This window comes from Halomonas sp., from assembly GCF_029263665.1.
Taxonomy (GTDB): domain Bacteria; phylum Pseudomonadota; class Gammaproteobacteria; order Pseudomonadales; family Halomonadaceae; genus Halomonas.
Genome location: NZ_JAJUFQ010000002.1, coordinates 237,012 through 259,453 on the forward strand (window position 1 = coordinate 237,012; position 22,442 = coordinate 259,453).

The window sequence follows — 22,442 nt, forward strand, 5'->3', positions numbered from 1 at the left end:
TTCAGTGATCCCCACCGTCTCCTGGCTGGAGTGACTGTTGTTGTGACTGTTGTTGTGACTGCAGTACAAGGGTATCCGCTGTCGCCTGGATGATCTGGTAGTCACCTTCCCATCCCGGCAACGCCAACCTAAGCACCTGACCGACACAGCTCCAGTGTCCTTCAGACTCGCATTCAAGCCTATCGTCAGGAGCCCCTTTCAGCAGCATGGCATGACCATCGGCATTCAGGTACAGGCGTCGACGCGGTTGGCGTCGTGGAGCGATATTGGCGGATATCTCGCGCCATACCCAATGGCCAGGCTGCTGCTGCTCCTGAATCTCCACCCATTGTCTCGCCAGTTGCTCGGGAGAAAAGTGGTTATTGCTCATGCTCGGTCTCGCTGGTAGTGGAACTTTGCTCACTCAGCAGTGGTGACTCCTGCCAGCTTCCAGTGGTCTTCACTCCATGCGACTCATGTATCTGCATAAAAGTGCCTGAAAAAATCCACTTCATCTCGAGCGAGATTCCCCCTAATATTGCCAACCTGCTGCATCCAGCATGACTATTGCGGAATATTTCATGCTTTTCCAACCAAGCACTTCTCGGAACATCAAATACGGATACTGGCCACTTCCGTTCTGTTAACTGCTGATTACAGCTTTTTAGCCTGCAGAACGCGACAAGTTTCTTGCTCATCTCTCGCAATGGCATTCTTCATGCCTTATACTTTGGTCGTAAATTAACCACTTTCAATCATCATCTCTGGCCACCATCCTGCGCCGGGAGGTCATCATGCCGTTCAAGATTACTGCCATCCGAGCGCGCTACCCGCGCTTGGCAGAGCTCGCCCTGGCCCTCGGTGGGTTTGGTATTGGTACCAGTGAATTCGTCATCATGGGGTTGATGGAGCGCGTTGCAGGCGACCTTTCCGTCAGCGCTGCGGATGTCGGTTATGCCATTTCCGCTTATGCACTCGGTGTCGTGGTAGGTGCACCACTGATTTCAGCGCTCGCCGCCCGAGTGCCACGACGTACACTGCTGATATCCCTGATGCTGGTGTTTGCGCTTGGCAACATTGCCAGCGCACTGGCACCAGGCTTCTGGTCCTTCGTCGCGCTCCGCTTTATCGCCGGACTACCCCATGGCGCCTATTTTGGTGTTGCCGCACTGGTAGCCGCTGCCGCAGTCCCCATTGAAGAGCGTGCACGGGCTGTCAGCCGGGTCATGCTGGGCTTGACCACAGCGATTGTGATTGGTGCGCCACTGGCCACCTGGGCAGGTCAATGGATGGGGTGGCAGTTCGCCTTCCATGCCGTTGGGGTCATCGCTTTCATCACCATGGGCATGATCCGCCTGTTCGTGCCACGCCAGCCTCACGATGTCGAGGCCAGCCCAAAGCGCGAGCTGACTGCCCTGGTCAAGCAACGTGTACTCTTTACGCTGGGAGTGGCGAGTATCGGCTTCGGCGGCATGTTTGCCGTCTTCAGCTATGTCGTGCCGACCCTGCGCGCTCAAGCCGACATGCCTGAAGTGGTAGGTCCATGGGTATTGGCCATCTTTGGTATTGGCGGCATCCTCGGCAACCTGATCGGAGCACGAGCCGCAGACAAGAACCTGATGAAGGCTGTGCCACGCATTCTGCTGTGGTGCCTGATCGTACAGACAGGCTTTTATTTTGCTGCCAATAATCTCTATACCGGCATCCTGTTCGTCGGCCTGGTCGGTACCAGCATGGCTCTTGGCCCTGCCCTGCAGACCCGTTTGATGGATGTGGCCGGAGATGCCCAGACCATGGCTGCCTCCATGAACCACGCCGCCTTCAATTGCGCCAATGCACTGGGAGCCTACCTGGCTGGCGTGACCATCAAGGCCGGCGCCACCTGGTCATCCAGTGGACTGGTCGGCGCAGCTCTGGCTCTCGGCGGAATCGTGGTGTTCTACATTGGCTTGCGCATGGAAAAGCGCAGTGACCGGCGCAAGGCCCTGAAAATGAACAGTAATGCTGATTAGTCAGTAGCATTCATTCCCCACCTCAGATACCGCCATCAGGCGGTATCTTCATCGTGGCCCCTTGCCACTTGTTGCCGCAAATGCCGATGAAGGCGTCGCCCTCGCAGCAGAGACGTCAAGGCACTGCCCAGGATGACGACCCATAACGCCAGCCATAATGGTTCGTCACGCCAATCCCACATAGGCGCAAAGACAGCAATGATGCAAGCCGCTGTCAGCACCGCCATGCGTTGAGGTTTGGCCATGGGACCACCGAAATCGCCGCGATGACCGAGACTGTCGGCAAAAGCACGCGCATAGGCCGTCAGAATGGCCATCGCGGCGGCAGTCCAACCCAGGGCCGGAGAACCGATGGCCAGCCCCGCACCAACAAGAATGACGGCATCTGAGACCCGGTCAGGCACTTCATTCCACAGAGCTCCTGTCGGTGAAGCCTTGCCGGATTCGATGGCGATCATGCCGTCGAAAAGGTTGCACAGAAGCCGCCCTTGTATTCCCAGTACGGCAATCACCAGCAACAGGATTCTCCCGGCACCTTCTGCACCATGGGATATCCATAGTGCCAGCCCGGCTATCGTCGCCAGAACCATGCTCAGTTGCGAGACCTGATTAGGGGTAATGGATGTACGAGCGAGGCGCTGGCTGATGGCTCGAGCCCAGGAAGTATCGCGACTGGCCAGTGGTCGCCGATCACCGTTCTTCATCAAAGGATTTCCCCCGGGAGTGACGCTGGTTTCGTACCAACGTCAGGTTATACAAGGAGACATAGCTACTCGATACCAGCAGAGGCACCGCCACCGTAGCAACGATGGCAGGGGTTCCTGCTACCAGATGTAGAGCAATCAGCAAGGCCGCCGACCCTGTCACAGCAACCAGAGGTGGCAACCATAGTGCCATAGCACCTTCGTAACGCTGATTGATGGCCTCGACAACACGCTTGAGATACAGCGTCAGCAGTGCAGAAAGCGCACCCTGCAGCAATGCTGCCCGCCACATCTGTGCGCTTGCATGGTCATGGTTGGCCCAGGCCGCCCAGGCCCCCATGGCCATGAAGGCCACCAACATGTGCAGTGGCGTGCTCGAGAACCGAGCCTTCATGATATCGACCAGAAATAACGCACGACATGAAAGAAGATCGGTGCAGAAAACACAACAGAATCAAGACGATCGATAAAGCCTCCATGCCCTTCGATCAGGTGGCCCCAATCCTTGATGCCTCGATCTCGCTTGATCGCTGACATCACTAACCCTCCGAAGACGCCCAGCAGGGCAATCATCAGTGCCAATACCGCAGCTTGCAGCACACTGAAGGGGGTCATCCAGGCCAGGGCAGCACCCACCAGTGTGGCACTGAGAACCCCACCGGCAAAGCCTTCCAGGGTCTTGGATGGCGAAAGATTGGGCGCAATCTTGCGCTTACCCAATAGCTTGCCCCAAACGTACTGGAGAACATCGCTCAGTTGCACGACCATGATCAAGAAGGCGATAAGCAGAACATTGCGGCCCTCATACCCCGGAATATCCAGGCTCAATAGTGCCGGTACGTGGGACACACAAAAGACACAGATCATCAATGCCCACTGCACTTCACTGACACGTTCGAGATAACCCTGGCTATCCCCGCGCAATGTAGAAATCACAGGCAACAACAGGAAGGCATAGACAGGAATGAAGATCGAGTACATGCCGTAGTACTGCTGCCAGATGAATACATATTGAACCGGCAACACGACAAAAAATGCCAGGGCCAGCGTCCAGTGATCAGCGCGCCGCGCCGGTATCAGGCTGATGAATTCACGCAGGGCAGAGAAGGATGCAAAGGCAAACAGCAACACGACTCCCGTCCGCCCTCCTAGCAAGGCCACCCCCATCAGGATCGCCATGATCCACCAGGAATGAATACGTTGATTGAGGTTCTCGATCACCTCATTGTCACCCTGGGGCGAGAATCGCCGCTGCAGGACATAGCCGGTCACGCTAGCCAGCACCAGAATGCCCACGATCACACCAAGCAGGGTGACAAGCCCGGCGGGAACAATCACATTGCCCATCATTGGGTCCCCTCCCTGGCACTCGGATCAGACGAATTGGAAAGCGCAAGCAATGCCCGCTCAGCTCTGGCCAGAAAGACAGTCTTGTCCTCCCCTTCTTCAAGTGCCAAGGGGGCGCCATAGGTCACCGTGCACAACAACGGAATCGGGACTATCTCTCCCTTGGGCAATACGCGGTTGAGATTGTCGATCCACACGGGTATCAGCTCCACCTGTGGATGAGCCTTCGCGAGGCGATAAAGGCCAGACTTGAATGGCAGCAGCGGCGTATCGCCAGTATTACGCGTACCTTCTGGAAACAGTATCAAGGAATCCCCGCCTCCCAGGACCTTTCCCATCTGCTCAAGAGGATCGTCTTGGCGCTGCTCGGGACGACGGTCAATCAATACGGCGTGGAACACATCTTCAATCAGGAAACGACGGACAGCAGAGGTCTGCCAATAGTCGGCACCAGCCACAGGGCGAGTCTGCGCTCGCATGCGTGGAGGCAAGGTCATCCAGATCAGCACGAAATCCCCATGACTCGCATGGTTGGCGTAATAGATTCGCTGCTTCGGCAATGGCTCAATGCCCTGCCATACAGGCCTGGCAGCGGTCACCAGGCGTGCCAGCAGACGCACCAGCACTCCAACGCCTACCGCACTCCATCTTTGCAGAATCCCCTTCATGTGCTGTTCCCTGTGCATATCAGGCCTGGTTCTTGTGCCAGGGCTCTGAGCATGTCCGTTGTGACCAGCTCCAGGATAGCCTGGCTACAGTCTCTCAAGGTTTTATGCGATACTTCGCGCCCTTCACCACTAGCATCCAGCATGGACCCTGATCATGTCCCAAGGCACGCTGTTCATCGTTTCTGCCCCCTCCGGCGCCGGCAAGACCAGCCTGGTGCGCGAGCTGATCGAAAGCCTCGACGGCATTCAGGTGTCGGTTTCGCATACCACTCGTGACATGCGCCCGGGCGAAGTAGATGGAGTTAACTACCATTTTGTCGATATGACCACCTTTGACAGCATGGTGGAGCAGGGCGATTTCTTCGAACATGCTCGTGTATTCAACAACTGCTATGGCACTTCACGCAGTGCGGTGGAAAAGCTGCTCGCCGCTGGTCAAGATGTCATCCTGGAAATTGACTGGCAAGGTGCACGCCAGGTCCGCTCACAGGTTCCCGAGGCTGTCTCCATCTTCATTCTGCCCCCATCCAGGGACGAGTTGGAGCGCCGCCTGTCGAGCAGGGGAACCGACGACCATCAGATAGTGACGGCCCGTATGCGTGAAGCTGTCAGCGAAATGTCCCACTACGCCGAATATGATTACCTGGTGATCAACGACGACTTCACTACCGCACTGGAAGAACTGCGGGCCCTGGTCATCGCACATCGCCTGCGTACACCTCGCCTTGCCCTGCGCCATCAGCCACTGCTGAACGCCCTGCTCTCCGGCTGATCTTCTCCTTCCAAGTGCACCTGTGCTGAACAACACTCCGTCGACTGGCGTCAGAATCTTGTCAGAACCGCCTGAACTCAAGTAATCTAGACTGTCTCTTCGCAGGTGCAACCCCGGGCGCTGCGCGCCGCCGGGGCATAGCTCGTTAAGTTGCTCGTTAAATCGGCACCTGCCAGACACACTACATGTCACTTCAGGAAGGGCCCCATGGCGCGAGTTACCGTCGAAGATTGTCTGGAACACGTAGAAAACCGCTTCAAGCTGGTGATGATTTCCTCCCGGCGCTCACGTCAGCTGTCTCGCGGCTCCCGCGATGCTCTGCTGCCTTGGGAAAACGATAAGCCCACGGTCATGGCGCTACGGGAAATTGCCGATGGCCTGATCGATGACAGCGTTCTCGACGAACCTGTCGAAGCACCACGCAGCTTCCGCCCTGCCTATACGGCCTCGCCCGCCGAGGAGTGATGTCCACCATTTGTTCTTGAGTGAGAGCACTTGAGGGACCCTCATCTAGATCAGGGCACGCCGTATGTTCACCATCGATGATCTGTCCGACCGCCTCGGGGGCTACCTGCCCGCCGAAGAAATTCAGCAGGTCAGGCGTGCCTTCTATTATGCCGAGCAGGCCCATGATGGGCAGAAGCGCCGTTCTGGTGAGCCCTATGTGACTCACCCGCTGGCGGTTGCCAATATTCTGGCCAACATGCACATGGACCATCAGAGCCTGATGGCTGCCATGCTGCATGACGTCATCGAAGACACTGGAGTATCCAAGGAAGCTCTGTCTCAGCAGTTCGGAGAACCCGTGGCAGAGCTGGTCGATGGCGTCTCGAAGCTGACTCAGATCACCTTCGAGGACAAGGCCGTCGCCCAGGCAGAGAACTTCCAGAAGATGGTGCTGGCGATGTCACGGGATATCCGCGTGATCATCGTCAAGCTTGCTGACCGCTTGCACAACATGCGCACGCTGGGAGCGCTGCGTCCCGACAAGAAGCGTCGTATCGCCCGCGAGACCCTGGAGATCTACGCCCGGGTTGCCAGCCGCCTGGGCATCAACACCATCCGCGTCGAGCTTGAAGACCTGTCGTTTCAAGCCATTCACCCGATGCGGGCCGAACGTATCAAACGTGCGGTGGCCAGCGCCCGAGGCAATCGTCGCTCGGCCATTCGCCAAGTACAGAATGCGATCCAGTCACGCCTGGATGAACATGGGCTCAAGGGCACGGTCATCGGGCGTCAGAAGCATTTGCTGTCGATCTATCGCAAGATGCGCGATCAACGCAAATCCTTTGCTGAAATCATGGATGTGTTTGGCTTCCGCATCATCGCTGATGACGTGGATAGCTGCTACCGCATCCTGGGGATGGTGCACAACCTGTACAAGCCGGTACCAGGGCGCTTCAAGGACTACATCGCCATTCCCAAGGCCAACGGCTACCAGAGCCTGCATACCACACTGTTTGGTGCCAGTGGCATGCCGATCGAGGTACAGATTCGTACGCGGGAAATGGAAGCCATGGCCAATAACGGCATTGCCGCGCATTGGCTGTACAAGGCAGGCCAGACTGACAAGCCCATCGCGGAAGGCAGTCGCGCCAGGGCTCGGCAATGGGTCAAGGGCCTGCTCGAGATGCAGCGCCACGCCGGCGATTCCCTGGAGTTCATCGAACACGTCAAGAACGACCTTTTCCCGGATGATATCTACGTGTTCACGCCAAAAGGCGACATCATGGAGCTGCCTCAGGGCGCAACCGTGGTCGACTTCTCCTATGCCGTGCATACCGAGATCGGTAATAGCTGTATTGCCTGCCGCATCGATCGGCATCTGGCACCCTTGTCATCTCGCCTGGAAAGCGGCCAGACACTGGAAATCATCACTTCTCCGGGTGGCAAACCCAACCTGTCCTGGCTCAACTTCGTTGTCACGGCCAAGGCACGTTCGGCCATTCGCCATGCCCTCAAGCATCGCCAGCATACAGAGGCGGTTCAGTTGGGGCGGCGTCTGCTGACCAAGTCCCTGGCCGAATTCGACATCAATTTCGAAGAGATAACCGAAGCCACCATGGACCAGCTGCTTAGCGAGCTGGATCTCAAGGACAGTGATACGCTGCTGGAAGCCATCGGCCTCGGTAATCGCGTCACCCATGTGATTGCACGACATCTGGTCGAGCTACATCGTGGCGAAGCCATCGACGGTGATGCTACCCATCCAGCCGTTCATGGACCGATCACCATCAGTGGTACCGAAGGCCTGGTCATCAAGTTTGCTCGCTGCTGCCACCCCTTGCCGGGCGACCCTGTGGTGGGCCACTTGTCAGTAGGCAAGGGGATTGTGGTACATCGTGCCGAATGTCGTAACCTGCAAGAGCTCAAGGGCGATCCGGAAAAGCTGTTCTCTTTGAGCTGGTCCGACGATATTGACGAAGATTTCCCTGTCGCCCTGCGCCTGGAAGTCGAAGGCCGCCGTGGCCTGGTAGCCGAATTGGCAGGCTTGATCACCGATGCCGATGCCAACATCGAGAGAATCGGTATCGAAGAGCGTGACGCACGCTTGGCGATCGTCAATCTGACGCTTCTGGTTCGTGACCGCATTCATCTGGCTCGTATCATCAAGCGACTACGCAACTTGTCCCATATCGGCAAGATCACTCGATTAGGTAACTGATGAAACCACTGCCCCGGCTATCGTTGTGGCGATGGCCGGGGCAATGTTTTTTTCGCTGCCGATTTCCATCGGCATCCTTCAAGGAGCAAACAATGAGTAACAAGGCCATCATCAATACCGACAAGGCCCCTGCCGCCATCGGTCCTTACTCCCAGGCCGTGAAGGCCGGCAATACCGTGTACATGTCTGGCCAGATTCCTCTCGACCCTGCCACCATGGAAGTTGTCTCCGAGGACTTTGAAGCCCAGGCTCGCCAGGTCTTCGCCAACCTCAAGGCCGTCTGTGAAGAAGCCGCCGGTTCTCTGCAGGACATCGTCAAGCTCAACCTCTATCTGGTCGACCTGAGCCAATTCGCCATCGTCAACAAGATCATGGAAGAGTACTTCCAGCAACCGTATCCGGCCCGTGCTGCTGTGGGTGTCCGCGAATTGCCGAAGGGCGTTCAGGTGGAAGCCGAAGCGGTCATGGTCCTCGGCGACTGACTCTGTCGCTGACAAGCGCTGGCTGTCGACGGTACTCGCGGCCCTCACTGACAGGCATGCAAGTTTCTCCTTGCATGCAGGCTTCAGTCAGCTGTGTTCCGACGGCAACCAGCCTCCTGTTGATCCATCGCTGGTTGGGAATGGCTCGCGGCATCACGCCGCCGCCTTCGGCGCACAGGCCTTTGTCATATTCCTGGGTATCGAGTATTCCCCATGCGACTGTTTCTGGCCCTAACCCCACCACCTGAGTTTCGCCAACGCCTGGGAGCATTGGCGGACAGACTGCAGGCTGAATTGGGCGGGCGCCGCATGCCGGACGCCAATCTCCACCTGACCCTGGCATTTCTCGGCGAACAGGATAGCGAGACCTCAGAACGCCTCACCACCTGGCTGCACAACCTGGAAGTATTTCCCTCCAGCCTCGAGCTGGATCACCTGGGGCAGTTCACAAGACCTGGCATTGTCTGGATTGGCCCACAGCATCCACCCGATGCACTGTTGGAGCTGCGGGCCGGACTATCCAGAACGCTCAGCAGCATGGGCATCGCCCATCAGCCACATCATCGCTTCACGCCGCATATTTCTTTATTGCGCAAAGTGCATTCACCTGTGCTACAGGACACCCGCCTCCCCGAAGATGACCTGCGCTGGCATTACGATCAGGTACATCTGGTCCAGTCGACCCTGACAAGTGCAGGCAGTCACTATCAGTGCCTGGCGTCTTCAACACTATCTCGCAGATAATCCTTCATTCCGCAGATAGTCCTGTCGCGAGCCGAGTCAATGTGGCAAGTGAATGTGGCAACTCAGGCCCGCTCCGGATTGAGAAAACCGCCCATCTTGAGCACCTGTGCATAGCCGTCGCGATAGTTGGGATAACGAAAACGGTAGCCGCTCTCGATCAACAGGCTGGAATCACAACGCTTGCTGGCCCGACGCCGCAAGGGAGATTGGATGATCTCGGTGGTTTCGACCTTCAACTGCTTGGCCAGCCAGCTCATGACTTCATGCAAAGGAGCAGGGTCAGTGTCACTGGCCAGATACAGCGGCGCCACGCTCTCTCCATCGGCACATTTGCGAATCAAGTGCGCCAGTACGCCAGAGCAGTCATCACGGTGAATACGATTGGTGAACATGGTCGGAGAGGCAGGAGCGATACGCCCTTCACTGACCTGGCGAATCAAGCGATCGCGGCCAGGGCCATAGATGCCCGAGAAACGAACGACGGTACCGGGCAGAGAATGCTCCAGCAGTGCCTGCTCGGCTTCTCGCATCAAGGTCCCGGAGAAGCCGCTGGGTTCCGTTGGGCTCTCTTCGTCCACCACTTCGCCGTCCTGTTGCGCATAGACGCTGGTTGAAGATACGAAGAAGACGCGGCGTGGTGGCGCCTTGTGCTTGGCCAGCACTGCCAGCGCTGCCTTGAGCCCATCTGGATAAGCCGCACGATATGCCTCTTCCTCGAAATGATCGGCACTGACGACATAGACCACGAAGTCAGCAGAGGGTAGAGTTTCCAAGGCAACTGGATCATTGAGGTCCAGGCTCACACCCTCAATACCCGTATCCACCAGTCGTTCGGCATGACGACGTACGCCAATCACCCTGTGGCCCTGTTCGAGCAGTTCGCTTCCCAGCTGTATGCCAATATCACCGCAGCCGAGAATCAGTGTCGTTGTCTTCACCTGTACCTCGTCCCCTTGATATAAAATCCCTATTAGAAAAGACGCCCCAACCCTAAAACTTGAGATTGCCCTGGCGCCACCATGACTCTAACAGAACTCCGCTATATCGTAACCTTGGCTCAGGAGCGCCATTTCGGGCGTGCCGCAGAGCGATGCTTTGTTTCCCAGCCAACGCTTTCCGTTGCAGTGAAAAAACTGGAGGAAGAGCTTGATGTCGCACTCTTCGAGCGCTCCAAGTCTACGGTACAGGTCACCCCTTTAGGCGAGAAAATCGTTGAACAGGCTCAACGCGTGCTGGAACAAAGCAGCATCATCAAGGAACTGGCTACTGCCGGCCGTGACCAGCTGGCTAGCCCGTTGCGCATTGGTGCGATCTACACCATTGGTCCGTACCTGTTCCCGCATCTGATTCCGGAACTGAGCAGGAGTGCGCCCCAGATGCCTCTCTACATCGAAGAAGGGTTCACCGGTGTACTGCGCCAGAAGCTACGCACCGGCGAACTGGATGCCATCATCGTGGCTCTGCCATTCACCGAGACAGATGTCGTGACCAAGTCCCTTTACGATGAGGACTTCGAAGTACTGATGCCGGCCGATCATCCCTGGGCCAAGCGTGATGTCATCGACAAGGAAAACCTGCTCGATGAGCGTCTTTTGCTGCTGGGCGAAGGCCACTGCTTCCGCGATCAGTTACTCGAAGCCTGCCCGGCCATCAGCCGCAAGCTCAACAGCCCCGACTCGACCCTCACTGCTGAAGGCGGATCGCTGGAGACCATTCGCCATATGGTCGCCTCGAAGCTCGGCATCACGGTACTCCCAAAGTCCGCTATCGGGACCAGCCACTACGAGGATGGCTTGCTGACCAGCCGGCCGTTCATCGACCCGCCAGGACGTACCGTTGCCATTGCCTGGCGTGCCAGCTTCCCGAGGCCCAAGGCCATTGACGCCGTGACCGAGGCCATTGCCCGCTGCCGTGCAGCGGAGCCCAAGGCCGCCTGAAGTTTGAAACACGACGTTTGAAACGCGACGCTTGAGACGCAATACCTGATACGCCATACAAGGCAAGAAGCATGCACAAGGAGTCCATGTGAGCAAACTGAGCAGCCCGGTCACGGCGCTGAAGGGGGTCGGAGAGGCCTTGGCCCTCAAACTTGCCCGGCTCAAGATAGCGAGCATTTCTGACCTGCTGTTCCACTTGCCATTGCGCTATCAGGACCGCACTCGCATCACCCCCATTGCCACTTTGCGTAGTGGGCATGAAGCCGTCATCGAAGGAGATGTCGCCGCCGCCGAAGTGGTGCGCGGACGGCGGCGCAGCTTGCTGGTACGCCTGCGCGACGGTAGCGGCATACTCAGCTTGAGGTTCTTTCACTTCTCTCCCGCCCAACAGCAGCAGTTCCGGCCTGGAGTACGAGTACGTGCCTTTGGTGAGGCTCGCGCCGGGGCGACAGGGCTTGAAATCTATCATCCCGAATATCGCTTTCTGGGCCACGATGAGCCCCCGGTAGAAGACCACCTTACGCCCATCTACCCCACCACCGAAGGTCTCAACCAGGCTCGCTTGCGTGCCCTGATCGACCAGGCAGTGGAGATTCTGGAAGCGGCTCCCGATGCCTTGCCCGACCATATTCCTGAACATCTGCGTCAGCGCTTTTCTCTGCCACCGCTGCTGGAATGCCTCAAAACACTGCATCACCCTCCACCGGACAGCGATGCAGAAGCTCTCAGTCAGGGCTTGCACCCAGCCTCTCGCCGACTGGCCATGGAAGAACTCCTTGCCCACCAGTTGAGCTTGAGAGAAGTGCGCCTGCGCATTCAGCATGATGGAGCGCCAGCACTCCCCAGCGGACGCAGTCTCAAGACCCGCTTTCTCGCCCAGTTGCCATTCTCGTTGACTACCGCTCAGCGCCGGGTGCTTGATGAAATCGGCCAGGACCTGGCTCGCCCAGCGCCCATGCTGCGCCTGGTACAAGGCGATGTCGGCTCGGGTAAGACAGTGGTGGCAGCAATGGCAGCCTTGACCGCCATTGCCGGAGACTGCCAAGCAGCCTTGATGGCTCCCACGGAGCTGCTGGCAGAGCAGCACTATCGCACTTTCTGCAGCTGGTTCGAGCCGCTGGATATCGATGTGGCCTGGCTCTCGGGCAAGCTCAAGGGCAAGGCCCGCCTTGATACCAAAGCCGCCATCAGCGATGGTCGGGCACGCATGATCATCGGAACCCACGCCATCTTTCAGGATGATGTCAGCTTCCAGCGCCTTGGATTGGCCATCATCGATGAACAGCACCGATTTGGCGTGCATCAGCGGCTATCGCTACGAGAAAAGGGCGAAGCGGGCGGTCTTACTCCACACCAGCTGGTCATGACAGCCACCCCTATCCCGCGTACGCTCGCCATGAGTGCCTACGCGGATCTGGATGTCTCCGTCATCGATGAACTGCCTCCAGGGCGTACACCTGTCACTACCGCCGTGATCAGCGACGAGCGTCGCCCAGAGGTCATCCGCCGAATTCGCGCAGCATGCGCCGAAGGTCGGCAAGCCTATTGGGTATGCACCCTGATCGAGGAATCCGAAGTACTGACCTGTCAGGCTGCCGAAGTCACCAGGGAGGAATTGGCCGAAGCTCTCCCGGAGCTATCCATCGGTCTTGTTCATGGTCGTATGAAAGCCAGCGAGAAAGCCGAGGCCATGGCTGCCTTCAAGTCAGGGGAACTGGATCTTCTGGTCGCTACCACGGTGATCGAGGTCGGAGTGGACGTCCCCAATGCCAGCTTGATGATCATCGAAAACCCTGAGCGCCTCGGTCTGTCGCAATTGCATCAGTTACGTGGCCGAGTAGGGCGAGGAAGTACCGAAAGTTTCTGCGTATTGCTCTACCATCCTCCTCTGTCACAGACATCGAGACAACGCCTGGCCGTCATGCGTGAAACCACCGACGGCTTTCGTATTGCCGAGCGCGATCTGGAGATTCGCGGGCCTGGTGAAGTACTGGGAACTCGTCAGACGGGGCTTGCTCAGATGAAGATTGCCGATCTCGAGCGCGATGCCGATCTGCTACCACGTATCACACCACTGGCTGATGCCTTGCTGGCATGGGACGCAAATGCCGGACAGCCGTTGATTCGCCGCTGGCTGGGAGAAGAAGCGGGTCGTTACGGTCAGGTGTAGAGGCAAGCGGTAAGCGGTAAGCGGTAAGCGGTAAGCGGTAAGCGGTAAGCGGTAAGCGGTAAGCGGTAAGCGGTAAGCGGTAAGCGGTAAGCGGTAAGCGGTAAGCGGTAAGCGAGCGAACTATGAGCCCTGAATTTCGAGCTGTCCAGAGCATAGTCGGTAGTTCTGATCCCTTTGCCGAACTCTATATCTTCGGGTTTAGGGTTGCTTAGAGCTTGTAACTTCTAGCTTACAGCTGGTCCTAAAGATGCTTGAGCAAGCGCTGCAATCGATCCAGGTCCTTGGTATCCCCCACCACACGCAGACGATCATCGACCAGAGCATCGAGAAAAGCACGCTGGGTGGGACGCTTGAGTAGTGCGACTGCGCTCTGGGCATCACGAAAACGCAGTTCCAGATCAAGATCCACCGGAAGACCCGGCTTGCTGATCATCTCATCTTGACTCATTCGATAGTGGCGGGCGATGGAAAGGTCTTCGGTAGCAATCCCCCAATCCAGATCACCCATCTCTGCAAGCCGCTCACGGAAACGTGGCTTCTTTCGGTTAGCACGTTTCAGCATGACACCCAACAGCCACAGCATCAGTTTCAGCGTCATATCGCCTCGAAATTCCGCTCACTATCCCAAGATCACAATCCCAGAGGACATCATCCCAGAGGACACAATGCGCGGCCCGGTTTCCCGGGCCGCGATGTCACACGTCTCAGTAGCCGTGACTGTTACCAGCCGATAGCTTACTTCGCGACGGCGTCCTTAAGCCCTTTGCCAGGCTTGAAGGCAACAGTCTTGCTTGCAGGAATGGCCAGAGGCTGGCCGGTTTGCGGGTTCTTACCGGTGCGGGCGGCACGCTCGCGCACGGTGAAGGTGCCGAAGCCGATCAGCGCCACATCCTGGCCCTGTGCCACACTACCTGTGATCTCATCGAGAATCACGTTCAGCACTTGACTGGCCTTGTCCTTGGAAAGATCAGCACGCTCGGCAATCGCCGCAGCGAGTTCTGGCTTGCGCATACAGCCCTCCTGAGTTTGGCATCACCGGAAAAAATGTCACCGGTGTCATTCTTATACCTTCATATCCTTTATTAGATCCACCGTCCATTCATGCCACTGAGGCTTGATACGCAACTCAACGATAAAACATGACGGAAAAGTGGCACTTGCAACGACGCTACGTCCTGCGGTCCAGAGCCGAACGAAGGTGTTGACCCATCTAGCCTAGCAACGGCGGGGCTGAACGCGCCAGTTCGACTTTTCGACGAACACACCTGCCAGTCAACGCAAAACCCTGAAGTTGGCCAGTTTCATCCTCTGCTAGCGCTGCCATATCCTCGCCGTCGGCTTCGATACGCCACGTCACTCGTTCATGGATCGGAGGCAACGATACCACTGGCAGCAACGGCGTCTTGACCAGCACAGGCCATGGGCCGTAGCGAACCTGGGTAGGGTTGCCAGTGAGCGTTGCCGCCAGGGCTTTTACCGAGGCCTGCAATGGCTGGACATACATGGCGTTGATCCCATCCACTAAAGCCACATCACCCAGTGCATGAATATTTTCGACATTGGTGGCCAGGTAACGATTCACCCGAATGCCATCTGGACCAGCATCGATTCCTGCAGCTTCAGCCAGCTCAACCCGCGGTCGCAGCCCGGTGGCAATCAATACCAGATCAGCACCGATCCCTTCACCATCATCCAGGGTCAGATCGACATCCTCGCCCGCCGGGTGAATTGCTGTTACCAGACGGCCGTAATGCAGATGCATGCCAGCGCGCAGGAATGCCCGCCCCAGGGCCAGTCCCAGGGGTTCCGGCAACAGACGCGGCAGCAGGGCTCGTTCGGGGCCTATGAGAGACACGCTGTGCCCACCAGCATGCAGGTCGTTGGCAAACTCACAGCCCACCAGGCCGAGTCCGATAATGGCAATCCGGGCGGGTCGACCAAGGGATTCAAGTGCCGCATGGAAGACACGATAATCATCCAGATCATTGATCGAGAAGACGCGTCCCACCAGTTGCTCCGACCACGAGAAGGGCGGTACCGGCACCGCTCCGGTGGCAATGACCAGATTTCCGTACGGCAGCCTCTCAGGCCCCAGCATCAGCTCATTGGCAGCACAATCAATGCTGTCCACTCGCGTACTGGAACGCACCACCACACTCAGTTGATCGGCAAGTTCCAGGGCAGAGCGCGCCGCCAGCTTGTGGGGAGGTAAACGCTTGGCAAACCCCGTCGACAATAGCGGCTTGGAGTAGTCATCGGCGGAATCTGCACTGATCAAGGTGATAGGACGGCGGCTGTCCAGTGCACGTACCTGACGAGCAAGACCGATGCCAGCCATGCCGGTGCCGATGATGGTCAAGGGAGCTTGCATTGTGGTTCCTTCCTGTCCTGATGGCGCTGAAGCCGAGATGTTACACTATGCCAACGCTGGGACAGCTGACAAACTGCACTCAGTCTCACGCTGAATGGATCGTCCGCGGAGAGGACCGTCCTGTCGTATCGACCGCTTTTCACTGGAATCCCCGAAGCTCCATGGCACAAGACCCGCACTGGCATCCCGTGTCCACCGCCCGTCCTAGAATGAGTGTGGCCTGGTGGCATTGGGTCGCCTCCCGTGATTCTCTGACCCACCGTCTAATCCAAGCCGCTGGCGAGCATCCCTTTCGTGTCCAGTTGCTCAATGAAGGCCGCGACCAGCCCTATCGGGACGAGTCCATGGCGCTTCTGCTCCCTCCAGAGCGGCACACCTGGGTGCGCGAAGTAGCACTGTGCGTCGACGATACCCCTTGGGTCGTGGCACGCTCGATTGCACCGTTGGGTTCATGCCATGCAGCACCATTTCGGGGCCTGGGCGAGACTTCGCTAGGCAGTTGGCTGTTTCGCCAGCCAGACCTGGAGCGTGGCCCCATCGAAATCAGCCATGCGCCACGTTCGATCCAGGGACATACTGGCCTGTGGCAACGCCGCTCGGTATTTCGTCATTCAGGTTGGTCGGTGCTGGTCCAGGAAGCTTTCCTGCCACAGATGGCCGAGGCCTTGGGACTACCCTGCTGAATCATTGCCGAACTGGCAAAGCGTTGCCTGCCGCGCTAGTCTGGCCCAGCGCATTGTTATCAAACGTTCTTCTCAAGGAATCTCTCATCGAGTGTCCGCGCGGTCCCATCATGGCATCCTGGCCCGCTCGACGACTTACTTCAGAGATTCCCTAGCGCTCTTTTCAAACATTGTCATTCCATGCATCGTTCTTCGATGTACCGTTCTCCGGTGTATCGTGCTTCGATGCACGGGATGACACTGAAACAATCTACGAGAAAGCCCGATGGACCGATCCCTGCTGCGCCCGACTGGACTGCTGACCCGTTTACCCGACTTCCTCGCCCTGATGCGCCTGGATCGTCCTATCGGTACCTGGTTGCTGATGTGGCCCACCCTGTGGGCACTATGGATCGCTGCCGAGGGTGTTCCGCCGCGTGACATCCTGCTGATCTTCGTGGCAGGGGTATATTTGATGCGCGCAGCAGGTTGCATCGTCAATGACTATGCGGACCGTAACTTCGATGGCCATGTCAAGCGCACCAGGAACCGCCCATTGGCCACCGGACGCATCAGTGAGCGTGAAGCCAAGGTGCTGTTCGTCACTCTGTTGCTGGCCGCATTTGTGCTGGTCTGGTTCACCAACGGTTTCACGGTCTGGCTATCATTGATCGGTGCCGCCCTGGCCGCTACCTATCCGTTCATGAAGCGCTACACCCATTTCCCCCAGGTCGTGTTGGGTGCGGCTTTTTCCTGGGGTATTCCCATGGCCTTCGGCGCGGTACAGGAAACGGTGCCTCCTGTGGCCTGGTGGCTGTTCTTTGCCTATGTGCTGTGGACCGTGGCCTATGACACTCAGTACGCCATGGTCGACCGCGACGATGATCTCAGAGTCGGCATCAAGTCCACTGCCGTATTGTTCGGCAAATATGACTGTCTGATCATTGGCCTGCTGCAGATTGCCACACTGGTGTTGTTGATCATCGCCGGGAGCCAGATTGGACTGGGAGGGTTCTACTGGCTTGGTCTGGCCGGTATGGCTGCCACCTTCATCCATCAGCAGCGCCTTATCCGTGATCGTGATCGCGACCGTTGTTTTCAGGCATTCCTCAACAATCACTGGTCTGGCCTGATGGTCTTTGCAGGTGTCGCGCTCAGTCTCTATCCAGGGCTGTAAACGGAAAATATGGCTTCAAAAGGCCCTTTTTCTGGGATTTCTGCGCGTTTCACGCCAGACTGTAACGTGACTGTCATAAATACATGCTGTCATCTTCACCGTCCTGTCAAAAGTTCCAGATCACGAGGCCCCCAGGATGACTGCTAAAACCGTACTGATCGTCGACGATGAAGCGCCGATTCGCGAGATGATCGCGGTGGCCCTGGAAATGGCCGACTATCGCGTGATTGAGGCCAACAATGCCCAGTCCGCCCATGCCATGATCGTCGACCATCAACCTGACCTGGTGTTGCTGGACTGGATGATGCCCGGTACCAGTGGTGTCGAGCTGGCACGTCGACTCAAGCGTGAGGAAACCACGGCTGAGCTTCCCATCATCATGCTCACCGCCAAGGGCGAGGAAGATAACAAGATTCAGGGACTGGAGTCCGGCGCGGATGATTACATCACCAAACCGTTCTCCCCTCGTGAGCTGGTTGCGCGGCTGAAGGCCGTACTGCGCCGGGCAACGCCGCGTGGTGTCGAGGACCCGGTCGAAGTCGATGGTCTGATGCTGGACCCGGTCAGCCATCGGGTCAGCATCGATGGCAAGTCCCTGGAAATGGGTCCTACCGAATATCGCCTGCTACAGTTCTTCATGACACATCAGGAGCGTGCTTACACGCGCGGCCAGTTGCTCGACCAGGTATGGGGCGGCAATGTCTATGTGGAGGAACGTACTGTGGACGTGCATATCCGTCGCCTGCGCAAGGCACTCGGTGAGCCGCATCAGCAATTGATCCAGACGGTGCGTGGCACCGGCTATCGCTTCTCGGCCAAGGTCTGAAGAGGCCCTGGCGTTGGCTAAGGTGCAGATCTGAAGTGGGACGCTTGTGGCGACGTGAGTTCTGGCGACTGGCTATTCTGGTCGTCGTCGGCGGCATTCTTGGCTGGCCGTTTTCTCTGTCGACCATTGGCATCATCCTGGGTCTGGCCATCGCCTTGATCTTCCATTTGCGTCAGCTGCATGCCATGTATGACTGGCTGACTCACCGCCCGCAGCAGGAACCACCAACGGCCAGCGGACTTTGGGGTGAACTGTTCGATCGTCTTTACCGTTATCAGAAAGGCCAGCGCATCACTCAGCGACGCCTGCGTTCCACGCTTCAGCGTATTCAGGAGTCCTCAGAGGCCATGCGCGACAGCGTGGTCATGCTGGACCGCCATGGCGACCTGGAATGGTGGAACAGTGCTGCTGAGCGCATGCTGGGGCTCAAGGCTGCCCTGGATCGTGGCCAGCACATCACCAACCTGTTACGGGACCCACGCTTCGTCAGCTACTTCAACGCCCGAGACTATCGTGAGCCTCTGTCGTTACCCTCCCCTATCGACGAGAACATGATGCTGCAGTTCCAGATCACCCTTTACGGTGATGATGAACGCCTGCTCATGGCCCGGGACATCACTCGGCTGCATCGCCTTGAACAGATTCGCCGGGATTTCGTGGCCAATGTATCCCATGAACTGCGTACTCCACTGACCGTGTTGACCGGTTACCTGGAAACCTACAGCGATATGGCCGACATGTTGCCGCCCCGCCTGGGCCGAGGTATCGAACAAATGCAGGGCCAGACCCAGCGTATGCAGCACCTGGTCGAAGACCTGCTGCTGCTGTCCCGGCTGGAGAATGATCAAGGCGGTAGCGATCATGTGCACCTCGATCCCGCCTCACTTCTGAGTGCGGTCCAGCGTGATGCCCAGGCCTTGTCCAATGGCCGTCAGACCATCGAGGTCAGTATCGAGGATTCACACGGCCTGTGGGGCAGCGAGAAGGAAATCCACAGTGCCTTGTCCAATCTGGCCTTCAATGCCGTGCGCTATGCCGGTGATGATGCCCATATTCAATTGCGCTGGCGTAGTTGCCAGGGGGGAGCCTGCCTTGAGGTCGAAGATGATGGAGAAGGTATCGACCCACGCCATATCCCACGCCTGACCGAACGCTTCTATCGCGTCGACAAGGGCCGCAGCACTGCCACGGGTGGTACCGGCCTGGGCCTGGCCATCGTCAAGCATGTCCTGCTGCGCCACGAGGCTCGCCTGGACATCAGCTCCCAGCTGGGTGCCGGCGCCACCTTCCGCTGTGTGTTCCCGGCCAAGCGGCTGGTCGATGAAGCCGCCAACGATGCCCACGTCAATCAAGCCTAATGCTATCCATCAGACCGGCGAAAACACCTGACCATCGATGGCACAAAAACAACCAAGGCTCCTGACAGGAGCCTTGGTTGTCTACTGCTCAATGTATATCAGGAGGTCTTGGTAAGAGCAGGCAATTGCCGATAATGCTGATCCCACATCAGTACTGCTGCCACGACAGCACCCGGTATCAGGAACAGGTTGGCCAACGGAACCCAGGTAATCAGGGTCACCCAGCCACCAAAGGTCATGCTTGGCCACCAACGAGCTGATAAGCGTTTGCGCATATCAGCAAAGCTGACCTTGTTGTTATCCATGGGGTAATCAAGGTAGGTAATGGCCATCATCCAAGCGCTGAACATGGCCCATAGTATGGGAGCCGACAGGTTGATCAGCGGAATCCAGCTGATGATGAACAGCACCAGCATGCGCGGCAGAATATATACCAGCTTGACCAGCTCGCGCCCCAGGGTATCAATTCCTGTCTTGAGCAGACCGCGGTCGTCACTCGGTTCACGCCCAGTCAGCTCGACCTCAGCCTTGGCTGCCAGAAAGCCATAGAAGGGGGCGGCGATCAGATGGGTGACCAAGGTGAAGGAAAACAGCACGATCACCACCAGGCTGACCAGGAACAATGGCCAGATCAGCCATTCCAGCCAACTGAGCCAACCAGGCACCATGGCCATCCAACCATCCAGCCAGCCTCCGAAATGAGTCAGCACATAGCTAAGAGTACCGATATAGACCAGTAGATTGATCAGTATCGGTAGAAACACGTAGCGGCGTAGACCACGGCTGTAGACCGCACGTGTACCACGTCTCAGCGCGTCAAGCGCATTCAGCATGTCGCAATTCCTGTCATCGAGATTCCTGAATATGCCCCAATACCTGAATATGTCCCAATACACAGGGCCACCGTAAAGGTGGCCCTGAGGATCTTATCCAACCTCTTGCGGGCGGGATAATTGACGCCGCTGATGACGTTCAGGTCAAGTCTTCGGGCTGTTGATCATGTCCTGGTCCAGGTCATCAGGGTCGGTATGGCGAATATCCAGCCCCTTGACCAGGTAGATGACATATTCTGCCAGATTGTTGGCATGATCACCGATACGTTCCAATGCACGCAGCACCCACATGATCCCCAGAACAGGAGAAATCGAGCGCGCATCTTCCATCATGAACGTCATCAAGGAACGCATGGCGCTCTGGTATTCAGAGTCGACACGATCGTCTTCCTGCATCACTTCCAGAGCAAGCTCAGTGTCAAAGCGAGCAAAAGATGTCAGGGAGTCGCGCACCATGCGGCGCACATGCTCACTGATGTTGCGTACTTCGACGAACCCCTTGCTACCACTGTTGGATTCCACCAGATCGATGGCATTGCGCGCGATCTTGCTGGCTTCGTCGCCGATCCGTTCGAGGTCCGAAGCTGCACGAATCACCGCCAATACCAAACGCAGGTCTGAAGCGGCCGGCTGGCGACGGGCCAGCACACGAGTGCATTCATCGTCGATCTTGATTTGCATGTCATTGACAGCACGATCATTGTCGACCACCCGCTCGGCCAGCTCGGAGTCACCATCCAGCAAGGCGCTGACGGCATCCTGCACCTGCTTCTCGACAAGGCCTCCCATGGCCATCAGATGGGTCTTGAGCTCTTCGAGTTCGTGGTTGAACTGACGTGAGATATGCTGGCTATGGGTATCGCTGGTGATCTCCATGAGTCTCTCCTGACGGGGCGGTCAGCCGACCATGCGCCCGGTAATGTAGTTCTCTGTGCGCCTCAGGCGCGGATGCGTGAACAGCGTGTCAGTCGGGCCATACTCCACCAGTTCACCGTTGTGCAGATAAGCTGTGTAGTCGGAGACTCGTGCAGCCTGCTGCATGTTGTGGGTGACCAGGACCAAGGTCAGATGCGGCTTCAGTGTGCGGATCAGCTCTTCGATCTTCAGTGTGGAAATCGGATCCAGAGCAGAAGCTGGTTCGTCCAGCAACAACACTTCCGGCTCTACTGCCAGGGTCCGGGCAATCACCAGGCGTTGCTGCTGACCACCGGACAACGACCAGGCCGAAGCCCGAAGACGCCCCTTGACCTCATCCCATAGCGCTGCAGATTTCAGTGCCCATTCCACGACATCATCGATACGACGCTTGCTCATCCTTCCCTGCAGACGCAAGCCAAAAGCGACATTCTCGTAGATCGACATGGGAAAAGGGTTCGGTGCCTGGAACACCATTCCGACCCGACGACGCAACTCCGCCACCGAGACCCGGGGGTCATGAATATCGTGACCTTCCAGGTGAATACTGCCCTCGCGGGTAACATCCTCGTTAAGGTCATGGAGGCGGTTCAGCGAACGTAACAAGGTCGATTTGCCACAACCGGATGGGCCAATGAACGCCGTCACCTTGTTGCGAGGTATACGCAAGGTCAGGTCCTTCAAGGCTGGCTTTCCGGCATATGACAAGGTCAGCCCCTGGATATCCAGGCTGGCCTTCTCGCGGGCAAATTCCATGATTGCTCCACGAACCGGATGCTCCGGCGCTTCTTCATGTGCAGACGCTTGATGGACGGATGTG

24 protein-coding genes are annotated in these 22,442 nt (G+C 57.5%); 12 read left to right on the forward strand and 12 right to left on the reverse strand.

Annotation, left to right across the window (positions count from 1 at the left end; genetic code table 11):
* Position 1: 1 nt before the first annotated feature.
* Entirely contained in the window at positions 2–370 is a 369-nt protein-coding gene (locus Q1K07_RS02895; protein ID WP_300307518.1) for a hypothetical protein, read from the reverse strand.
* A gap of 403 nt (positions 371–773) precedes the next feature.
* Between Q1K07_RS02895 and Q1K07_RS02900 the strand changes: the two genes are divergently transcribed.
* Complete coding sequence (locus Q1K07_RS02900; protein ID WP_300307520.1) at positions 774–1,991, forward strand: MFS transporter; 1,218 nt, start codon at positions 774–776, stop codon at positions 1,989–1,991.
* Positions 1,992–2,026: 35 nt separating this feature from the next.
* On the opposite strand, the gene Q1K07_RS02905 is transcribed toward Q1K07_RS02900, so the two are convergent.
* From Q1K07_RS02905 to Q1K07_RS02920, 4 genes are read right to left on the reverse strand one after another with little or no spacing between them, the layout of a single operon-like run.
* The gene (locus Q1K07_RS02905) at positions 2,027–2,695 is read right to left on the reverse strand and encodes a CDP-alcohol phosphatidyltransferase family protein (RefSeq protein WP_300307523.1); all 669 of its coding nucleotides are present in this window, start codon (positions 2,693–2,695) and stop codon (positions 2,027–2,029) included.
* Positions 2,682–3,089 (reverse strand): hypothetical protein, encoded by a 408-nt coding sequence (locus Q1K07_RS02910; protein ID WP_300307526.1) that lies wholly within the window; start codon positions 3,087–3,089, stop codon positions 2,682–2,684. The genes Q1K07_RS02905 and Q1K07_RS02910 overlap by 14 nt, the downstream gene beginning before the upstream one ends.
* On the reverse strand, positions 3,086–4,045 hold the full coding sequence (locus Q1K07_RS02915; RefSeq protein WP_300307529.1) for a phosphatidate cytidylyltransferase: 960 nt from the start codon (positions 4,043–4,045) through the stop codon (positions 3,086–3,088). The genes Q1K07_RS02910 and Q1K07_RS02915 overlap by 4 nt, the downstream gene beginning before the upstream one ends.
* The gene (locus tag Q1K07_RS02920; RefSeq protein WP_300307532.1) at positions 4,042–4,710 is read right to left on the reverse strand and encodes a 1-acyl-sn-glycerol-3-phosphate acyltransferase; all 669 of its coding nucleotides are present in this window, start codon (positions 4,708–4,710) and stop codon (positions 4,042–4,044) included. The genes Q1K07_RS02915 and Q1K07_RS02920 overlap by 4 nt, the downstream gene beginning before the upstream one ends.
* A 154-nt stretch (positions 4,711–4,864) precedes the next feature.
* On the opposite strand from Q1K07_RS02920, the gene gmk reads away from it, so the two are divergent.
* The 5 genes from gmk (at position 4,865) to thpR (ending at position 9,373) form a co-directional block, all read left to right on the forward strand.
* Complete coding sequence (gene gmk, locus Q1K07_RS02925; RefSeq protein WP_300307535.1) at positions 4,865–5,482, forward strand: guanylate kinase; 618 nt, start codon at positions 4,865–4,867, stop codon at positions 5,480–5,482.
* Positions 5,483–5,689: 207 nt separating this feature from the next.
* Positions 5,690–5,947, forward strand: a complete 258-nt coding sequence (gene rpoZ, locus Q1K07_RS02930) for a DNA-directed RNA polymerase subunit omega (protein ID WP_149286848.1) — start codon at positions 5,690–5,692, stop codon at positions 5,945–5,947.
* A 64-nt stretch (positions 5,948–6,011) separates the two neighbouring features.
* Entirely contained in the window at positions 6,012–8,147 is a 2,136-nt protein-coding gene (locus Q1K07_RS02935; RefSeq protein ID WP_300307540.1) for a RelA/SpoT family protein, read from the forward strand.
* Positions 8,148–8,239: 92 nt separating this feature from the next.
* Positions 8,240–8,629, forward strand: a complete 390-nt coding sequence (locus Q1K07_RS02940; protein WP_300307542.1) for a RidA family protein — start codon at positions 8,240–8,242, stop codon at positions 8,627–8,629.
* A gap of 213 nt (positions 8,630–8,842) precedes the next feature.
* Positions 8,843–9,373 carry an RNA 2',3'-cyclic phosphodiesterase gene (gene thpR / locus Q1K07_RS02945; protein ID WP_300307545.1) on the forward strand — a complete coding sequence of 177 codons (531 nt, stop codon included), beginning with the start codon at positions 8,843–8,845 and terminating at the stop codon, positions 9,371–9,373.
* A gap of 62 nt (positions 9,374–9,435) precedes the next feature.
* Here the strand turns inward: thpR and Q1K07_RS02950 are convergent, their stop codons facing one another.
* Positions 9,436–10,311, reverse strand: a complete 876-nt coding sequence (locus Q1K07_RS02950) for an SDR family oxidoreductase (protein ID WP_300307548.1) — start codon at positions 10,309–10,311, stop codon at positions 9,436–9,438.
* 81 nt (positions 10,312–10,392) lie between these two features.
* Between Q1K07_RS02950 and Q1K07_RS02955 the strand changes: the two genes are divergently transcribed.
* Positions 10,393–11,310 carry a hydrogen peroxide-inducible genes activator gene (locus tag Q1K07_RS02955; RefSeq protein ID WP_300307551.1) on the forward strand — a complete coding sequence of 306 codons (918 nt, stop codon included), beginning with the start codon at positions 10,393–10,395 and terminating at the stop codon, positions 11,308–11,310.
* A gap of 88 nt (positions 11,311–11,398) precedes the next feature.
* Complete coding sequence (gene recG, locus Q1K07_RS02960; RefSeq protein WP_300307554.1) at positions 11,399–13,480, forward strand: ATP-dependent DNA helicase RecG; 2,082 nt, start codon at positions 11,399–11,401, stop codon at positions 13,478–13,480.
* A 241-nt stretch (positions 13,481–13,721) separates the two neighbouring features.
* Here the strand turns inward: recG and Q1K07_RS02965 are convergent, their stop codons facing one another.
* From Q1K07_RS02965 to Q1K07_RS02975, 3 genes are all read right to left on the reverse strand, one after another.
* Positions 13,722–14,078, reverse strand: coding sequence for a hypothetical protein (locus Q1K07_RS02965; RefSeq protein ID WP_300307557.1), 357 nt, complete (start codon positions 14,076–14,078; stop codon positions 13,722–13,724).
* Between the two features lie 137 nt (positions 14,079–14,215).
* Complete coding sequence (locus tag Q1K07_RS02970; RefSeq protein ID WP_149286840.1) at positions 14,216–14,491, reverse strand: HU family DNA-binding protein; 276 nt, start codon at positions 14,489–14,491, stop codon at positions 14,216–14,218.
* A 199-nt stretch (positions 14,492–14,690) separates the two neighbouring features.
* Positions 14,691–15,851: an FAD-dependent oxidoreductase gene (locus Q1K07_RS02975; RefSeq protein WP_300307561.1), complete on the reverse strand. Its 1,161-nt coding sequence runs from the start codon at positions 15,849–15,851 to the stop codon at positions 14,691–14,693.
* 161 nt (positions 15,852–16,012) lie between these two features.
* Between Q1K07_RS02975 and Q1K07_RS02980 the strand changes: the two genes are divergently transcribed.
* The 4 genes from Q1K07_RS02980 to phoR all read left to right on the forward strand — a co-directional run bounded on the left by Q1K07_RS02980 (position 16,013) and on the right by phoR (position 19,874).
* On the forward strand, positions 16,013–16,534 hold the full coding sequence (locus Q1K07_RS02980) for a chorismate lyase (RefSeq protein WP_300307564.1): 522 nt from the start codon (positions 16,013–16,015) through the stop codon (positions 16,532–16,534).
* A gap of 265 nt (positions 16,535–16,799) precedes the next feature.
* Positions 16,800–17,690, forward strand: coding sequence for a 4-hydroxybenzoate octaprenyltransferase (ubiA, locus tag Q1K07_RS02985; RefSeq protein ID WP_300307567.1), 891 nt, complete (start codon positions 16,800–16,802; stop codon positions 17,688–17,690).
* A 136-nt stretch (positions 17,691–17,826) separates the two neighbouring features.
* Positions 17,827–18,516: a phosphate regulon transcriptional regulator PhoB gene (phoB, locus tag Q1K07_RS02990; protein ID WP_149286837.1), complete on the forward strand. Its 690-nt coding sequence runs from the start codon at positions 17,827–17,829 to the stop codon at positions 18,514–18,516.
* Between the two features lie 35 nt (positions 18,517–18,551).
* On the forward strand, positions 18,552–19,874 hold the full coding sequence (phoR, locus tag Q1K07_RS02995; RefSeq protein WP_300307572.1) for a phosphate regulon sensor histidine kinase PhoR: 1,323 nt from the start codon (positions 18,552–18,554) through the stop codon (positions 19,872–19,874).
* A gap of 98 nt (positions 19,875–19,972) precedes the next feature.
* Here the strand turns inward: phoR and cysZ are convergent, their stop codons facing one another.
* From cysZ to pstB, 3 genes are all read right to left on the reverse strand, one after another.
* On the reverse strand, positions 19,973–20,707 hold the full coding sequence (gene cysZ, locus Q1K07_RS03000; protein ID WP_300307575.1) for a sulfate transporter CysZ: 735 nt from the start codon (positions 20,705–20,707) through the stop codon (positions 19,973–19,975).
* A 144-nt stretch (positions 20,708–20,851) separates the two neighbouring features.
* A complete protein-coding gene (gene phoU / locus Q1K07_RS03005; protein WP_149286834.1) occupies positions 20,852–21,583 on the reverse strand; it encodes a phosphate signaling complex protein PhoU in 732 nt (243 codons plus the stop codon).
* Between the two features lie 21 nt (positions 21,584–21,604).
* Positions 21,605–22,378, reverse strand: coding sequence for a phosphate ABC transporter ATP-binding protein PstB (pstB, locus tag Q1K07_RS03010; protein ID WP_300307579.1), 774 nt, complete (start codon positions 22,376–22,378; stop codon positions 21,605–21,607).
* Positions 22,379–22,442 lie beyond the last annotated feature (64 nt).

What these genes read in the sequence shown, in the direction of transcription:
- Q1K07_RS02955 (WP_300307551.1), top strand. Translation starts at nt 10,393, where the DNA reads ATGACTCTAACAGAACTCCGCTATATCGTAACCTTGGCTCAGGAGCGC.
- Q1K07_RS02910 (WP_300307526.1), bottom strand. Translation starts at nt 3,089, where the DNA reads ATGAAGGCTCGGTTCTCGAGCACGCCACTGCACATGTTGGTGGCCTTC.
- Q1K07_RS02980 (WP_300307564.1), top strand. Translation starts at nt 16,013, where the DNA reads ATGGCACAAGACCCGCACTGGCATCCCGTGTCCACCGCCCGTCCTAGA.
- phoU (WP_149286834.1), bottom strand. Translation starts at nt 21,583, where the DNA reads ATGGAGATCACCAGCGATACCCATAGCCAGCATATCTCACGTCAGTTC.
- Q1K07_RS02905 (WP_300307523.1), bottom strand. Translation starts at nt 2,695, where the DNA reads ATGAAGAACGGTGATCGGCGACCACTGGCCAGTCGCGATACTTCCTGG.
- Q1K07_RS02965 (WP_300307557.1), bottom strand. Translation starts at nt 14,078, where the DNA reads ATGACGCTGAAACTGATGCTGTGGCTGTTGGGTGTCATGCTGAAACGT.
- phoB (WP_149286837.1), top strand. Translation starts at nt 17,827, where the DNA reads ATGACTGCTAAAACCGTACTGATCGTCGACGATGAAGCGCCGATTCGC.
- Q1K07_RS02935 (WP_300307540.1), top strand. Translation starts at nt 6,012, where the DNA reads ATGTTCACCATCGATGATCTGTCCGACCGCCTCGGGGGCTACCTGCCC.
- Q1K07_RS02975 (WP_300307561.1), bottom strand. Translation starts at nt 15,851, where the DNA reads ATGCAAGCTCCCTTGACCATCATCGGCACCGGCATGGCTGGCATCGGT.
- Q1K07_RS02900 (WP_300307520.1), top strand. Translation starts at nt 774, where the DNA reads ATGCCGTTCAAGATTACTGCCATCCGAGCGCGCTACCCGCGCTTGGCA.
- thpR (WP_300307545.1), top strand. Translation starts at nt 8,843, where the DNA reads ATGCGACTGTTTCTGGCCCTAACCCCACCACCTGAGTTTCGCCAACGC.
- ubiA (WP_300307567.1), top strand. Translation starts at nt 16,800, where the DNA reads ATGGACCGATCCCTGCTGCGCCCGACTGGACTGCTGACCCGTTTACCC.
- Q1K07_RS02940 (WP_300307542.1), top strand. Translation starts at nt 8,240, where the DNA reads ATGAGTAACAAGGCCATCATCAATACCGACAAGGCCCCTGCCGCCATC.
- Q1K07_RS02915 (WP_300307529.1), bottom strand. Translation starts at nt 4,045, where the DNA reads ATGATGGGCAATGTGATTGTTCCCGCCGGGCTTGTCACCCTGCTTGGT.
- rpoZ (WP_149286848.1), top strand. Translation starts at nt 5,690, where the DNA reads ATGGCGCGAGTTACCGTCGAAGATTGTCTGGAACACGTAGAAAACCGC.
- gmk (WP_300307535.1), top strand. Translation starts at nt 4,865, where the DNA reads ATGTCCCAAGGCACGCTGTTCATCGTTTCTGCCCCCTCCGGCGCCGGC.
- Q1K07_RS02920 (WP_300307532.1), bottom strand. Translation starts at nt 4,710, where the DNA reads ATGAAGGGGATTCTGCAAAGATGGAGTGCGGTAGGCGTTGGAGTGCTG.
- Q1K07_RS02895 (WP_300307518.1), bottom strand. Translation starts at nt 370, where the DNA reads ATGAGCAATAACCACTTTTCTCCCGAGCAACTGGCGAGACAATGGGTG.
- cysZ (WP_300307575.1), bottom strand. Translation starts at nt 20,707, where the DNA reads ATGCTGAATGCGCTTGACGCGCTGAGACGTGGTACACGTGCGGTCTAC.
- pstB (WP_300307579.1), bottom strand. Translation starts at nt 22,378, where the DNA reads ATGGAATTTGCCCGCGAGAAGGCCAGCCTGGATATCCAGGGGCTGACC.
- Q1K07_RS02970 (WP_149286840.1), bottom strand. Translation starts at nt 14,491, where the DNA reads ATGCGCAAGCCAGAACTCGCTGCGGCGATTGCCGAGCGTGCTGATCTT.